The 14,530-nt window shown below is 59.4% G+C and carries 12 protein-coding genes; all 12 read left to right on the forward strand.

The window, feature by feature from the left end:
- Window positions 1-20 precede the first annotated feature (20 nt).
- The 12 genes from ACFQND_RS18385 to ACFQND_RS18440 all read left to right on the forward strand — a co-directional run bounded on the left by ACFQND_RS18385 (window position 21) and on the right by ACFQND_RS18440 (window position 14,424).
- Window positions 21-989, forward strand: a complete 969-nt coding sequence (locus ACFQND_RS18385; RefSeq protein WP_371436942.1) for a glycosyltransferase — start codon at window positions 21-23, stop codon at window positions 987-989.
- Window positions 986-2,233, forward strand: coding sequence for a glycosyltransferase family 4 protein (locus ACFQND_RS18390; RefSeq protein WP_371436943.1), 1,248 nt, complete (start codon window positions 986-988; stop codon window positions 2,231-2,233). Before ACFQND_RS18385 ends, ACFQND_RS18390 begins: the two co-directional genes overlap by 4 nt.
- Window positions 2,234-2,332: 99 nt before the next feature.
- Entirely contained in the window at window positions 2,333-3,433 is a 1,101-nt protein-coding gene (locus ACFQND_RS18395) for a glycosyltransferase family 4 protein (protein WP_371436944.1), read from the forward strand.
- Between the two features lie 75 nt (window positions 3,434-3,508).
- Window positions 3,509-4,420 (forward strand): acetylglutamate kinase, encoded by a 912-nt coding sequence (gene argB, locus ACFQND_RS18400; protein WP_371436945.1) that lies wholly within the window; start codon window positions 3,509-3,511, stop codon window positions 4,418-4,420.
- Between the two features lie 105 nt (window positions 4,421-4,525).
- A complete protein-coding gene (locus tag ACFQND_RS18405; protein ID WP_371436946.1) occupies window positions 4,526-5,218 on the forward strand; it encodes a response regulator in 693 nt (230 codons plus the stop codon).
- A gap of 114 nt (window positions 5,219-5,332) precedes the next feature.
- A complete protein-coding gene (locus ACFQND_RS18410; protein WP_371437104.1) occupies window positions 5,333-6,763 on the forward strand; it encodes a sensor histidine kinase in 1,431 nt (476 codons plus the stop codon).
- 198 nt (window positions 6,764-6,961) lie between these two features.
- A complete protein-coding gene (gene slmA, locus ACFQND_RS18415) occupies window positions 6,962-7,612 on the forward strand; it encodes a nucleoid occlusion factor SlmA (protein ID WP_371436947.1) in 651 nt (216 codons plus the stop codon).
- A 246-nt stretch (window positions 7,613-7,858) separates the two neighbouring features.
- A complete protein-coding gene (locus tag ACFQND_RS18420; RefSeq protein ID WP_371436948.1) occupies window positions 7,859-8,722 on the forward strand; it encodes a fumarylacetoacetate hydrolase family protein in 864 nt (287 codons plus the stop codon).
- Between the two features lie 182 nt (window positions 8,723-8,904).
- Window positions 8,905-9,642 (forward strand): TetR/AcrR family transcriptional regulator, encoded by a 738-nt coding sequence (locus ACFQND_RS18425; protein ID WP_371436949.1) that lies wholly within the window; start codon window positions 8,905-8,907, stop codon window positions 9,640-9,642.
- A 5-nt stretch (window positions 9,643-9,647) separates the two neighbouring features.
- Window positions 9,648-11,444, forward strand: coding sequence for an acyl-CoA dehydrogenase C-terminal domain-containing protein (locus ACFQND_RS18430; RefSeq protein WP_371436950.1), 1,797 nt, complete (start codon window positions 9,648-9,650; stop codon window positions 11,442-11,444).
- 28 nt (window positions 11,445-11,472) lie between these two features.
- Window positions 11,473-11,949 carry a DUF2147 domain-containing protein gene (locus ACFQND_RS18435; protein ID WP_371436951.1) on the forward strand — a complete coding sequence of 159 codons (477 nt, stop codon included), beginning with the start codon at window positions 11,473-11,475 and terminating at the stop codon, window positions 11,947-11,949.
- Window positions 11,950-12,000: 51 nt separating this feature from the next.
- Window positions 12,001-14,424 carry a 3-hydroxyacyl-CoA dehydrogenase/enoyl-CoA hydratase family protein gene (locus tag ACFQND_RS18440; protein ID WP_371437105.1) on the forward strand — a complete coding sequence of 808 codons (2,424 nt, stop codon included), beginning with the start codon at window positions 12,001-12,003 and terminating at the stop codon, window positions 14,422-14,424.
- The last annotated feature ends 106 nt before the right edge of the window (window positions 14,425-14,530 follow it).

The following is a 14,530-nucleotide window of genomic DNA, read 5'->3' on the forward strand; positions in this document are numbered from 1 at the left end:
ATACGGGAGGGGGGGGCAGATTGCTGCAACTCGTTCTGGATGTGGTGCCTACGCCTGTTCGCTGGGCACAATTAGATGACCGGGCAAAGCTTTCGCTGGCGATACCGCAGGGTGCTTTGATTCGGTATGTGAAAAAAACTGTGCAGGCACGTTTTGTCGCTGAGTGGCGGCTGCGAGGAGCCGCGTCTGCCGGAGACGTAGTCCTGTGCTTTAACGGTTTGCCCCCACTTTTCAAAACCTCCTCGACAGTGGCTGTCTTTGTGCAAAATCGGCTTTTGCTGGATGGCAGCAGTCTCGGGCGCTTCCCCCTGAAAACCAGATGCCGGCTTATTTTGGAGCGACTTTGGTTTCGTGCGTATCAGTCGCATGCTTCCTACTTCGTGGTGCAGACGCCATCGATGGCGGAGCTTCTAAAAGGAGCTTTGGGCCGAGATATAACTGTTAGGGTGCGGCCCTTCGCTGGTCAGTTGGAACGGCCGGTGGTAACAGGCAGGGCTCGCGAAGGTTACGACTTTGTTTATGTCGCTGTTGGCGAGGCGCACAAGAATCATGAAAACCTCCTCTTGGCATGGCGTTTGCTGGGTGAGGCCGGGATCAAGCCCTCGCTGGCCCTGACAGTGGACCCAGACGCGTATCCTGAGCTGGCGGCAAAAATTTCCAGGTACCGCGATGACTTTGGTCTGAGTATTGACAATCTTGGTTATCTCTCGAGTGCGAATGTGGCCGGGGTATACGCTGCTTCAAAGGCGTTGGTCTATCCCTCGTTGTCGGAGTCATTTGGGCTGCCCTTGATTGAGGCTGGCGCTTGCCAACTGCCTGTGATTGCGCCTGAGCGGGACTACGTACGTGATGTCGTGGAGCCTGTCGAAACATTTGACCCGGAGTCCCCGGTCTCAATCTCAAGGGCAATCAGGCGATTCCTGGGTAATGCGGAACCTGTTGCAGAGGTTTTGTCTGCAAATGACTTCATTTCAGGCTTGCTGAAATGAGAGTGTTGATTTGGACCCAACATTTCTGGCCGGAGAACTTCCTGATCAACGACCTTGCCGCAGCCTTGGCAAGGAAAGGGCATGAGGTGACGATTCTGACCGGCAAGCCTAATTACCCTGAAGGAAGCGTATATCCGGGGTATGTTGCGGGAGGTGTCTGTCATGAGTTGCACGATGGCCTGCGAATAGTCAGGATTCCGATATTGCCGAGGAGGCGCGGTTCGGCAATGAGTCTGGCGCTCAACTACCTTTCCTTCATTGCTTCGGGCTACATTGTTGCCCCCTTTGTCTTGCGCAAAGAAAAGTTTGATGCGGTATTTGTTTATGCGACTTCGCCTGTGCTTCAGGCGTTACCTGCAATTTTTCTGGCCTGGATGAAACGTGCATCCATGACGGTCTGGGTGCAGGATCTCTGGCCTGAGTCCTTGCGCGCAACAGGATTTGTCCGCAGTCCCATGCTGCTGTCATGGGTGGGGTCAATTGTTCGCTATATCTATAGGCGAGCCGATTCGATCCTGATCCAGTCCGAGGCTTTTCGGGCCTCGGTGGAGAGGCTCTCGGCGCAACCCGGGAAAATCCACTACTTTCCCAATATCGTGGCGGCCGGTGGTCACCCCGTTGCTCGGGGTACTGACCTGGGGAGCTCAGAGGCTGATCTTGTTTCTGAGATGCGGCGTTATTTCGCGGTAGTTTTTGCCGGAAACATTGGCAGGGCGCAGTCGTGTGAAACGATTCTTGCTGCGGCTGAGCGTCTGGGATCAGTCACGGATATTCGTTTTTATATTGTTGGCGCGGGAAGCCAGGCTGCATTTATTGCTCAGGAAATTGTCAGAAGAAAGCTCCCCAATGTTTTTATGACGGGGCAAATGCCAGCCTTGACAATGCCTAGCCTCTTCGAGGCTACATCCGCGTTGCTGGTAACCCTTGCGGATGATCCTGTGTTGGCTTTGACAGTGCCAAGCAAGCTCCAAGCGTATTTTGCAGCTGGAAAACCTATCGTTGCGAGCGTGAACGGCGAGGCGGGCCGTGTAGTGGGGGCCGCCCGGGCGGGGCTTGTCTGCGGAGCAGAAGATGGCGGTGCACTGGCAGACCGTGTTCTTCGACTATATAAAATGCCGCCTGAGGACTTGGCTCAATTGGGTGCCAATGGCATCCGGTACTTTGAGCAGAATTTTGATATGAACGCGCGCGTTTGCGAGTTGTCGGGCATGCTTGAGTCTTTGCAGGGAAGGCGACCGGCTTGATTTTTTACGAAGGTATCGTTGATGATTTGTCGCTCAGATGCTTTTCAAACCTGTTAAATATAGACGGCTACGTATAAGTCTGGCCAAGGATGATTTCACATGGTTTTTTTGCTGGTCGTAAGTTTTTTCCTCTCAGCGGCGACCTGCATACTGTTGATTCGCCGGTTGAACGCGCACGCGAGGCATTACCAGGAAGATAAACCGCAGCGTTTTCATGCAGGCAATACGCCGCGCATCGGAGGTGTGGGCATTCTGGTTGGTGTGGCCACAGGCTGGATATTGGCTGTGCTGGCCCCTATTGTGGGGCTTAATGCAAATACGCAGATGACTTGGGCGCTTTCGCTGTCTTTGCTGGTTTTGGCGTTGCCTGCGGTGCTTGGGGGCGTTTACGAGGACGTGTCCCAGCGTCTTTCTGTACGTTATCGGCTCGTTCTAACTGCTATTTCCGCCGCGCTGGCTTGTGGTCTGCTTGGGCTCTCTATAACGAGACTTGGGCTGCCTGGCGTTGACGGCCTGTTGCTCACCGCGCCTTGGCTTGGTGTGGGGGTGGCATTTTTTGCCATCTGTGGGTTGCCCCATGCGTTTAATCTCATTGACGGATACAACGGTCTGGCTGGGACTGTGGCATTGTTCATTTGCCTTGCTATTGCCTATGTCGCGCTGCAATTGGGGGATCGGCAACTGGCCGTCATTGTGATTTGTCTGGCTGGAGCCACGGCCGGATTTCTGGTCTGGAACTACCCGCGAGGACTGATATTTGCGGGGGATGGTGGGGCGTATCTCTGGGGTGTTGTGGTTGCTGTTGCGTCAATACTGATTGTGCAGCGCCATGAAACTGTCTCGCCGTGGTTTCCAATGCTGCTATTGATTTATCCGGTCTGGGAGACGGTTTTCTCAATCTATCGGAAGTTGGCCAGAGGCAGCTCTCCGGGAGTTGCAGATGCATTGCACTTTCATCAACTGATTTATCGCCGGATTGTGCGAGGCGTTTTTCATGATGACGCGTCACGCCGTATGCTGATGCGCAATAACCGTACCTCGCCCTATTTGTGGAGCTTTACCCTCATGACGGTCGTGCCTGCCATGCTGTTCTGGGGGAATACATATGTATTGATGGGCTTCTCCGCAATGTTTGTGCTGATTTACGTGGCAGCTTATATAGCGATTATCCGATTCAAGGTCCCGCGCTGGCTGCGATGAGACGTAGCCTTGTCTGAATGCGGCACAATTTGATATTCAAGGCGTCTCTAAATACCGTCCATACATTTGATTGTCATGACTGATAGCACCTCCCCTGAACCCGACCTCTCCCACATAAGCCCGCGCGACAAGGCCGAAATCCTCGCTCAGGCCTTGCCGTACATCCGCAAGTTCCACGGCAAAACCATGGTCATCAAATACGGCGGCAACGCCATGACCGACCCGGCATTGCAGGCGGATTTTGCCGAGGATGTGGTGTTGCTGAAGCTGGTCGGCATGAACCCGGTGGTGGTGCATGGCGGTGGGCCGCAGATCGAAACGGCATTGAACCGGCTCGGCAAGAAGGGTGAATTCATCCAGGGCATGCGTGTCACCGACGAAGAAACCATGGAAGTGGTGGAGTGGGTTTTGGCCGGGCAGGTGCAGCAGGACATCGTCGGCCTGATCAACCAGGCTGGCGGCAAAGCCGTGGGCCTTACCGGGCGTGATGGTGGCCTGATCCGGGCGCAGAGGCTGAAGATGACGGACAGCAAAGACCCGTCTAAAGAACATGATGTGGGATTTGTCGGCGACATCGTCAGTATTGACCCAAGCGTGGTCAAGGCATTGCAGGACGACGCTTTCATCCCCGTGATCAGCCCGATTGGTTTTGGCGAAGAGAATGAAAGTTACAACATCAATGCTGACGTCGTGGCGGGCAAGCTGGCCACGGTGCTGAAGGCCGAGAAACTGGTGCTGCTGACCAATACGCCTGGTGTGCTCGACAAAGCCGGCAATCTCCTGACGGACCTGACCGCTCGTGAAATTGATGAATTGTTTGCCGACGGCACCATCTCTGGCGGCATGCTGCCCAAGATCGCCGGTGCGCTGGATGCTGCCAAAAGCGGTGTGAATTCCGTCCACATCATTGACGGCCGGGTGCCGCATGCCATGTTGCTGGAAATCCTGACCGAGCAGGCTTTTGGCACGATGATCCGGTCACACTGAGCGGAAGGTCAAAGGTCTCAATTTCTGACAGATGCCTGTCGGACGCCATTCTGCTGGTGTATTCCCGCATGATCCCTGATCCTGCAGCCCCTATGCTCAGGCTCTATGCGACTCCTCCTGGTTGAAGACGATGTCATGGTGGCCAGCGGCATCAAGCTGGGCCTGAGCGATGCCGGTTATGCCGTGGACTGGGTTGGTAGTGCGGAGCGTGCCGAAGAGGTACTGCTCAAGGAAACCTTTGACGCGGCCATCATCGACATCGGCCTGCCCAAGGCCGATGGCCTTGAGCTGACCCGGCGCCTGCGCCGCGGCGGCCTGTCCATGCCGGTGCTCATATTGACCGCCCGCGATGCCTTGCAGGACCGTGTGCAGGGCCTGGACCTGGGGGCCGACGATTACATGGTCAAGCCTTTTGAATTGCCTGAACTGCTGGCGCGTTTGCGTGCCTTGCTGCGGCGGTCCCAGGCTGCCACCAGCGCGGTTTTGAGTTTTGGCGCGCTGGAGCTGGATTCGGCCAACCGCGAAGCGCGCGCCAATGGTCAACTGATTGAACTCGGCCCGCGCGAGTGGACGGTGATGGAGTATTTGCTGATCAACGCGCCCAAACCTGCCAGCAAGGACAAGCTGCTGCAAGCCCTGACAGGCTGGGACAAGGAGATCACGCCCAACGCCATCGAGGTCTACATCTCTCGCCTGCGCGGCAAGCTGGAGCCCCACGGTATTGCCGTTCGCTCCATACGCGGCTTTGGCTACCGCCTGGAACTGCTGGGCGTTTTACCGGGTGCGGGTGCGGAATAATCCCGCCACAGGGCATTCATGAGTTTCCTCGGCCGCGCCTGGATCACCCGCCTTGGGAGGCGCTTTCATAGCGAGGCTGTTCTTGAGGCCGGCAGCCGGCTGATGCCCGCCGCCATGAAGTCCGGCCTGCAGCGCAGGCTGCTGCTGCTATTGCTTCTTCCCGTGGGTATTTTTGCGCTGGTCAGCATTTATTTCGACTACCAGACGGCGGGCAATGTGGCGCTGCAAAAAGACCAGCAACTGCGGCGACTGATCCCTTTGCTGGCGGACTCAGTGTTGGCGCCCGGTGCTGCGGGGGGCAGTGCGCCGGTGCTGTTGCTGGCGCCGGAGGTGGATTTGTTTATCAAGAATCGGGTCGGCTCCGCAGGTTTCCGGATTTCGGACTCGGCGGGTGGTTTTCTGGCCGGGGAAGCCTGGATTGCCGGGGTGATACCGGCCACCTACGAGCCGGAGTTCCACAGCATGGAGGACAACGGCATCACCTACCGCATTGCGGCGCAGCGGGTTGAAACCGCGGCGGGCGAACTGATCGTGCAACTGGCCGATGGTTCTGATGCGCGCCAGCAATGGGTGCGTTCTGTCTGGTTCAAGGTGCTGCTGCCCAATCTGATCCTGGTAGTGGTGGCCGGTTTTGCCGTCAATTGGGCCGTTACCCGGGCGTTACGGCCGCTGATTGAGCTCAAGGATGCGGTGGAACGGCGCAGTCCGCGCGACCTTAGCGCCATCGACCCGCTAACCACGCCTGCCGAGGTGCAGCCGCTGGTGAGCGCGCTGAACCGCCTTTTTGGCCTTGTCAACGACCAGGCTGAGGGGCAGCGCCGGTTTGTCGCGGATGCCGCCCACCAGTTGCGCACGCCCCTGGCGGGGCTGCAGGCGCAGGTCGAGGCCTGGGCGCAGGCCGCGCGGGCCAAAGGTGAGGATGGCGCGATCACGCTGCCTGCTGACAAGATCATCAAGCTGCGCACGGCCACGCGGCGCACCTCGCAGCTGGCCAACCAGTTGCTGGCCCTGTCGCGTGCCGACGCCTCGACGGCGGCGGCGCAACCCCTGCAGCGGATAGACCTGAAGGATTTGTGCGAATCGATTCTGCCGCTGCACCTGGATGCAGCCACGCACAAAGGCATCGATCTGGGGCTGGAAGCCCGGCCGGTGCAGGCCAGCGGCTATGAATGGCTGCTGCGCGAATTGCTGAGCAACCTGGTGGACAACGCCGTCAAGTACACGCCGCCCGGCGGCACGGTGACCATACGCTGCGGCCTGGTTGCTGGCCAGGCGAACCCGCAGCGTGAAGCTGTGGGTGCGGACGCCAGGCGTGCGGAGGTATTTCTGGAGGTGGAGGATGACGGTCCCGGCATTGCGCCGCAGGAGCGCGCCAAAGCCGTGCAGCGCTTTTACCGGGTGCTGGGCACGGTGGGCGAGGGTAACGGGCTAGGGCTGGCCATTGCCGATGAAATCGCCCGTGTGCATCACTCGCACCTTGAACTGGATTACGCCAGCCATGGGCCTGAAGGGCCGCGTGGTTTGCGGGTGCGCCTGGCTTTGTAGCCGGAAAGACGGGTTTTCTGCTCTGGCGAGGGGCTGTCATGCCACAAATCGGGCATGTTTTTTGCGCGCTGCCATGGACGAAAACCCGCACAATCCCGACCCGGAATCGCCATGGTGCTGTGCGAGAATGAATTGCAACGAACCCCGGTTTTTTGAAACAAACCCTTTTCCTCCCCCTTCAACACCCCTACCGCTCCTATGTCCGACCTAGTGCCTGATGCAGAACCGAGCCCGCATGCCACGTCAGCGCCTGCGGAGACGCCGGTACGCAAAAGACCCAAGCCGGGTGAGCGCCGGGTGCAGATTCTGGAAGCGCTGGCAACCATGCTGGAGCAGCCGGGTGCAGAGCGCATCACGACCTCGGCGCTGGCCGCCAGGCTGGAAGTCAGCGAGGCGGCCCTTTACCGGCATTTCGCCAGCAAGGCGCAGATGTTCGAGGGCCTGATCGAGTTTATTGAGCAAAGCGTCTTCACGCTGGTCAACCAGATCAGCGAGCGCGAAGCCGACCATGCCGTGCGCACCCGCAAGCTGGTGGTGATGGTGCTTCAGTTCGGCGAGAAAAACCCGGGCATGACGCGCGTGATGGTGGGTGATGCCCTGGTGTTCGAAAACGACCGCCTGCAGGAGCGCATGAACCAGTTTTTTGACAAGCTGGAATCCAGCCTCAAACAAAGCCTGCGCGATGCCGCTGTTGCAGGTGGTGCCGCCACCCCCACGGTAGACGCGCAGGTACGCGCTTCCGTGATCGTGGCTTTTATGGTCGGCCGCCTGCAGCGTTTTGCGCGCTCCGGTTTCAAACGACTGCCATCCGAGCACCTGGACGCCAGCCTGGCCACCATCCTGGGCTGATGACGGCAGCATAATTTGCTATCAATAAGATAGCTGGTTGCGCGCAATTCCTTTGGGCTACGGGCACTTTTGATGCAAAAAACTGCCAAAAACATCCGGAATCCGGATTTTGCACGCCCTTGAGACACCCTGGCCGCTATTAAAAAAGTAGCTGGCTGCGCACATCCACGGCGGGCTGCAGGCACTTTTCAGGCATGATCCAGGGGTATTTACAGTTCTCAACTCCTGCAAGACAAAGGAAAACCCATGAAACTCGTTCGTTACGGCAAGCCTGGAAAAGAAAAACCAGGGCTGATTGATGCCGACGGCAAACTGCGCGACCTGAGCGCACACATCACGGACATCGGCCCTGAGCAGCTCGGTGATGCCGCCCTCGCCAAACTGCGCAAGCTCAAGACCGACAAGCTGCCGCTGGTCAAGGGTTCGCCACGTTTCGGCTGCCCCGTCACTGGCACGCCAAAATTCATCGCCATCGGCCTGAACTATGCCGACCACGCCGCCGAATCCGGCCTGCCGCTGCCCAAGGAGCCGGTGATCTTCATGAAGGCCACCAGCTGCATCCAGGGTCCGGACGACAACGTCATGCTGCCCAAGGGCTCGGTCAAGGGCGACTGGGAAATCGAGCTGGGCCTGGTGATTGGCACACGCGCCCGTTATGTCTCGCAAAAGGACGCGCTCAACCATGTCGCCGGTTATTGCACCATCAACGACGTGAGCGAACGCGAGTTCCAGATCGAGCGCGGCGGCACCTGGGACAAAGGCAAGGGTTGCGACACCTTCGGTCCAATCGGCCCCTGGCTGGTGACGCGCGACGAAGTGCCGAATCCGCAAAAACTCGACATGTGGCTTGACCTCAACGGCGAGCGCATGCAGAGCGGATCGACCAAGACCATGATCTTCAGCGTCGCCAAACTCATCAGTTATGTCAGCCAGTTCATGACGCTGGAGCCCGGCGACATCATCACCACCGGCACGCCGCCCGGCGTTGGCATGGGCAAGAAAAAAGACGGCAAACCTGCACCCATCTTCCTGAAAAAGGGCGATGTGATGACTGCGGGTATTGGCGGCCTGGGCGAGCAGCGCCAGCTGGTCGTGCCCTTCAAGCTCTAAACCCACTGCGAGTCACCGGTCATGGCGGCCGGTGACTTGAGTGCTTTAGGACTAACCCGGGCGTGCCTTAGGTGCGCTCCCCTATAAATCGGGGTTTATTTCGCAAAAGTACTGGACAGCAGACAAATTGCTGCAAAATAGAACGACCGTTCGTTTTATTTTTCACCCTTTGTCTGGATGCCATGTCTGTCACAGAACTTTCTGCCAAAGCTGCGCGCACCCTGTCCAAAGACAGCCGTGAAGGGTTGACCGGCGCCGCTGGCCTGCACAAGGGCCAGCAGACCAAGGCCGCCATCGTTGATGCGGCCCTGGGGCTGTCCACCCAGATCGGGCTGGAAGGCCTGAGCATAGGCGCCCTCGCCGAAGTCATGCACATGAGCAAATCGGGCGTGTTCGCCCATTTCGGCTCGCGCGAAGAGTTGCAGATTTCCGTTGTCCGCGAGTATCACACGCGCTTCGAAGAAGAAGTTTTTTACCCCGCGCTGCAGCAGCCCCGGGGCTTGCCGCGTTTGCAGGCGCTGTTCCAGAACTGGATGAAGCGCACCTCGGTCGAGATTGATTCCGGCTGCCTCTATATAGGCGGTGCGGTCGAATTTGACGACAGGCCGGGCCCGGTACGTGATGCGCTGGCAGAGTCCGTCAAGATATGGCTTGCCGCCATGCACCGCGCCGTGGTGCAGGCCAAGGAGGTCGGGCACCTGCGCCCGGACGCCGAAGAGCAGCAGATGGCTTTTGAAATCCACGGCCTGATTCTTGCGCTGCATTACGAAGCGCGCTTCCTGAAAACCCCTGGCTCCATAGACCGGGCCAACAAGGGCTTTGCCAACATCGTCGTACGTTATGGCAACGGGGCGGCTGCAGCCAGCCCTGTATTGCCATCCGCCAAATTTTCCACATCCCCCAAAGCTTCGAAGGAGTAATTCACATGCCCGTTTACAACCCACCCCTGCGCGACATGCAGTTTGTCCTGCACGAAGTGTTCAAGGTCAGCGATGAGTTCAAGGCCATCCCCAAACACACGGACGTGGATGCCGACACCATCAATGCCGTGCTCGAAGAGGCCGGCAAGTTCGCGTCGCAGGTGACGTTTCCCCTGAACATCAGCGGCGATGAAGAGGGCTGCACGCTGGACAAGGCCACGCACGAGGTCACGCCGCCCAAGGGCTTCAAGGAAGCCTACGCTCAGTACGTTGAGGGCGGCTGGGCGGCATTGAGCTGCGATGTTGAATACGGCGGTCAGGGCCTGCCCTTTGTGCTGAACCAGTGCCTGTACGAAATGCTCAACTCGGCCAACCAGGCCTGGACCATGTATCCCGGCCTGTCGCACGGCGCGTACGAAGCCCTGCATGCACACGGCACCGAAGAGCAGAAAAAAATCTACCTGCCCAGGCTCACCAGCGGCGAGTGGACCGGCACCATGTGCCTGACCGAGCCGCATTGCGGCACCGACCTGGGCCTCTTGCGCACCAAGGCCGAGCCGCAGCCAGATGGCAGCTACAAACTCACCGGCAACAAGATTTTCATCAGCGCCGGCGAACACGACATGACCAGCAACATCGTGCACCTGGTGCTGGCCCGCCTGCCGGACGCGCCGCAGGGCAGCAAGGGCATCAGCCTGTTTGCCGTGCCCAAGTTCAACGTGGGCAAGGATGGCGAAATCGGTTCACGCAACAGCATTTACTGCGGCGGCCTGGAGCACAAGATGGGCATCCACGGCAACGCCACCTGCCAGATGGTGCTGGAAGACGCCGTAGGCACCATGGTGGGCGCGCCCAACAAGGGCCTGGCCGCGATGTTTGTGATGATGAACGCCGCCCGCCTGGGCGTGGGCAACCAGTCGCTGGGTCTGACCGAGGTGGCTTACCAGAACGCGCTGGCCTATGCCAAGGACCGCATCCAGATGCGTTCGCTGTCGGGCGTGAAGGCGAAAGACAAGCCAGCCGATCCGATCATCGTGCACCCCGACGTGCGCAAGATGCTGCTGACGGCCAAGGCCTATGCCGAAGGCGGCCGTGCGCTGGCGATTTACTGCACCTTGCTGCTCGACAAGGAACTACACCACCCTGACGAAAAAGTGCGCAAGGACTCCGGCGAAATCGTCGCGCTGCTCACGCCCATCGTCAAGGCCTTCCTGACCGACAACGGCCACATCGCCACCAACGCCTGCATGCAGGTCTTCGGCGGCCACGGCTTCATCAAGGAATGGGGCATGGAGCAGTTCGTGCGCGACAACCGCATCAACATGATTTATGAAGGCACCAACACCATCCAGTCGCTGGACCTGCTGGGCCGCAAGGTGCTCGGCAACAACGGCGCTACGCTGAAAAAGTTCGGCAAGATCGTCGGCGCGCTGATCGCCGAAGAGGGCGTCAACGAGAAGATGGCCGAGTTCATCAACCCGCTGGCCTACCTGGCGGACCAGATGACCAAGTTCACCACCGAGCTGGGTTTCAAGGGTTTCCAGAACCCCGACGAAGTGGGCGCTGCCGCTGTTGATTACCTGCGTGTGGCCGGCCACCTGGTGTTCGGCTACTTCTGGGCACGCATGGCACAAACCGCACTGCGCGAGATTGCTGCCGGCAACACCGACAAGTTCTATGTGGCCAAACTGCAGACCGCGCGTTTCTACTTTGCCAAGCTCTTTCCCGAGACGGCAACGCTGATGCGCACGGCACGCGCCGGCAGCAAGTCGCTGATGGACACCGACGAAGCGCTGGCTTGAGCCGGAAAATGGCATTCTGGAGCTGGTTTTGAAGCCTTTTAGCCCCCTGGCCTCCGTAAAACGTGCGCTGCCGGCTATTCTTTTAATAGCATTCGGTGTGCCCGCCCTTGCCCAGGGCGTTGCGGGTCCATCGGGCACGCCGGTCGGTTTGTGGCGCAGCATGGACGAACGAACCGGACAGGCCAAGGCCGAGATTCGCATCAAGGCCAATGGCAGCGGCGTGCTGACCGGTCTGATTGAAAGGGCTCTTGTGCCCGGCCAGGCGCCCATCTGCACGGAATGCACGGATGACCGCAAGGACAAGCCCAAGCTGGGCATGGAAATCATCCGCGGCGCCCACAAAGCCGACGACAAGGACGTGTGGGAAGGCGGCAAGATCCTGGACCCCGAGAACGGCCGGGTCTACAGCCTGCGTTTGAGCCCTGTGGACGGCGGCACCAAGCTGGAAGTGCGCGCCTCTATGGGACCTTTTGGCCGGACCCAGGTCTGGACCCGCGTCCAATAGGCAGCGGCCTGCAAGCAACAAGACAACTGAAGAAAGAAACCCATGTCATCAATTTCACGTTTCCAGGTTAAAAAAGTCGCCGTGCTGGGCGCAGGCGTGATGGGCGCGCAAATCGCGGCCCATCTGGTCAACCTCAAGGTGCCGGTGGTGCTGTTCGACCTGCCCGCCAAGGAGGGCCCGAAAAACGGCATCGTCATCAAGGCGATCGAGGGCCTGAAAAAGCTCAAGCCCGCGCCGCTGGGTGTGCCCGAAGACGCGGCGCTGATTGGCCAGGCCAACTACGAAGAACACATGGATGTTCTCAAAGAGTGCGACCTGATCATTGAGGCCATTGCCGAGCGCATGGACTGGAAGACCGACCTGTACCACAAGATCGCGCCTTTTGTGTCCGAAGGCGCCATCGTTGCCAGCAACACCTCTGGCCTGTCGATCACCAAACTCAGCGAAGCACTGCCCGAGTCCATCAAGCCGCGTTTTTGCGGCATCCACTTTTTCAACCCGCCGCGTTACATGACGCTGGTCGAGCTGATCAACACACCGACCACCGAACCCAAGGTGCTGGACGACCTCGAAGCCTTTGTCACCAGCGCACTGGGTAAGGGCGTGATACGCGCCCATGACACGCCCAACTTCATCGCCAACCGCGTTGGCATTGCCGGCATGCTCGCGACCATCAAGGAAGCCGAAACCTTTGGCCTGAGTTATGACGTGGTCGATGACCTGACCGGCAAGAAGCTGGGCCGCGCCAGCTCCGGTACTTTCCGCACCGCCGACGTGGTGGGCCTGGACACCATGGCCCATGTCATCAAGACATTGCAGGACAACCTCGGCCCCGTCGGTAGCGGCAAGGTTGAAGACCCGTTCTCGGACATTTACGGCACGCCGCCTGTGCTCGCCAAATTGCTTGAATCCAAAAGCCTGGGCCAGAAAACCGGTGCGGGCTTTTACAAAAAGGTCGGACGCGACATCCTGCGCCTGGACCCTGAAAGCATGGAGTACGTGGCAGCCGGCGCCAAGGCCAACGAGGTGGTCGGCCGCATGCTGAAAAAGCCGGCGGGCGAACGTCTCAAGCTTTTGCGCGAAGCCGAGGGCGCCGAGCCGCGTTTCCTCTGGGCTATTTTGCGCGATCAGTTCCACTACGCCGCCGTGCACCTGGCAAGCATTGCCGAAACCGCGCGCGACATCGACTTCGCCATGCGCTGGGGTTTTGGCGCCAAGCAGGGGCCGTTCGAGCTGTGGCAGGAAGCCGGCTGGCTGCAGGTCGCCAACTGGATCAAGGAAGACATTGATGCCGGCAAGGCGCTGAGCAAGGCGCCGCTGCCGGACTGGGTCTTCAAGGGCTCGGTGGTGGCCGCCGGTGGTGTGCACACGGCAGAAGGTTCGTGGAGTGCTTCCGCCAACAAGTTCATCCCTCGCCGCCAGTTGCCGGTGTACGAGCGCCAGTTTTTCCCCGAGAACGTGTTGGGCTCCAAAGCCCCGTCGTTTACAACGGCAGGCAACACCTTGCATGAAGACGACGCGATTCGCCTGTGGACACTGGATGGTGATCAGGGCGACGTGGTGATTGCAAGTATCAAGACCAAGATGCATGCCATCAGCCCCGACGTGGCCGAAGGCCTGGCACTGGCTGTGGACCTGGCCGAGAAGAGTTACAAGGGCCTGGTGATCTGGTCCAACGACGAGATGTTCTCGGCCGGTGCCGACCTGCAAGCCATGTTGCCCGCCTTCATGATGGGCGGCGCCAAGATGATTGAAGGCGTGGAGGCCGAGCTGCAAAACGTCATGCTCAAGCTGCGTTACGCGGCCGTGCCCGTGGTGTCGGCGATCCGTGGCCTGGCCCTGGGCGGCGGCTGCGAAATGGCGGTGTATTCGGCCAAACGCGTGGCGGCCATGGAAAGTTACATAGGCCTGGTCGAAGTCGGCGTGGGCCTGGTGCCAGGCGCCGGCGGTCTGGCCTACATCGCGCGTCGTGCGGCGGAAAACGCGGCTACGTCCACCAACAAGGACATCCTGCCTTTCCTGACCGAAGGTTTCACCGCAGCCGCGATGGCCAAGGTCGGCACCAGCGCGATTGAAAGCCGCAAAATCGGTTACCTGCTCGACAGCGACGTGATCGTGCCGAACAAGGACGAGCTGCTGTACATCGCGCTCAACGAAGCACGCGCCATGTTCAATTCCGGCTACCGCGCACCGCACAGGCGCCAGTTCCCCGTGGTGGGCCGCAACGGCCTGGCCACCATCAAGGGCCAGTTGGTCAACATGCGCGACGGCGGTTTTATCAGCGCCCACGACTTCCACATTGCCAGCCTGATCGCCAACGTGGTCTGTGGTGGTGACGTGGATGCCGGCACGCTGGTGACGGAAGAGTATTTGATGACACTGGAGCGCAAGGCTTTCTGTTCGCTGCTGGAACATCCAAAAACCCAGGAACGGATCATGGGCATGATGAGCACCGGCAAGCCGGTACGTAATTGATGAACACCCCCATCGGACGCTCACTGCGTGTAGCGCCTTTCCCCCTTGCAGGGGGCAACGCCAGCGGTCCGGCAAAGCCGGTTCCGCGGCGTTCGCTGGCAGGGGA

This window comes from Polaromonas aquatica (assembly GCF_042659145.1).
GTDB lineage: Bacteria > Pseudomonadota > Gammaproteobacteria > Burkholderiales > Burkholderiaceae_C > Polaromonas > Polaromonas aquatica.

Coding starts and splice junctions, on each gene's coding strand:
- ACFQND_RS18390 (WP_371436943.1), top strand. CDS start 986: ATGAGAGTGTTGATTTGGACCCAACATTTCTGGCCGGAGAACTTCCTG.
- ACFQND_RS18395 (WP_371436944.1), top strand. CDS start 2,333: ATGGTTTTTTTGCTGGTCGTAAGTTTTTTCCTCTCAGCGGCGACCTGC.
- argB (WP_371436945.1), top strand. CDS start 3,509: ATGACTGATAGCACCTCCCCTGAACCCGACCTCTCCCACATAAGCCCG.
- ACFQND_RS18405 (WP_371436946.1), top strand. CDS start 4,526: ATGCGACTCCTCCTGGTTGAAGACGATGTCATGGTGGCCAGCGGCATC.
- ACFQND_RS18410 (WP_371437104.1), top strand. CDS start 5,333: ATGAAGTCCGGCCTGCAGCGCAGGCTGCTGCTGCTATTGCTTCTTCCC.
- slmA (WP_371436947.1), top strand. CDS start 6,962: ATGTCCGACCTAGTGCCTGATGCAGAACCGAGCCCGCATGCCACGTCA.
- ACFQND_RS18420 (WP_371436948.1), top strand. CDS start 7,859: ATGAAACTCGTTCGTTACGGCAAGCCTGGAAAAGAAAAACCAGGGCTG.
- ACFQND_RS18425 (WP_371436949.1), top strand. CDS start 8,905: ATGTCTGTCACAGAACTTTCTGCCAAAGCTGCGCGCACCCTGTCCAAA.
- ACFQND_RS18430 (WP_371436950.1), top strand. CDS start 9,648: ATGCCCGTTTACAACCCACCCCTGCGCGACATGCAGTTTGTCCTGCAC.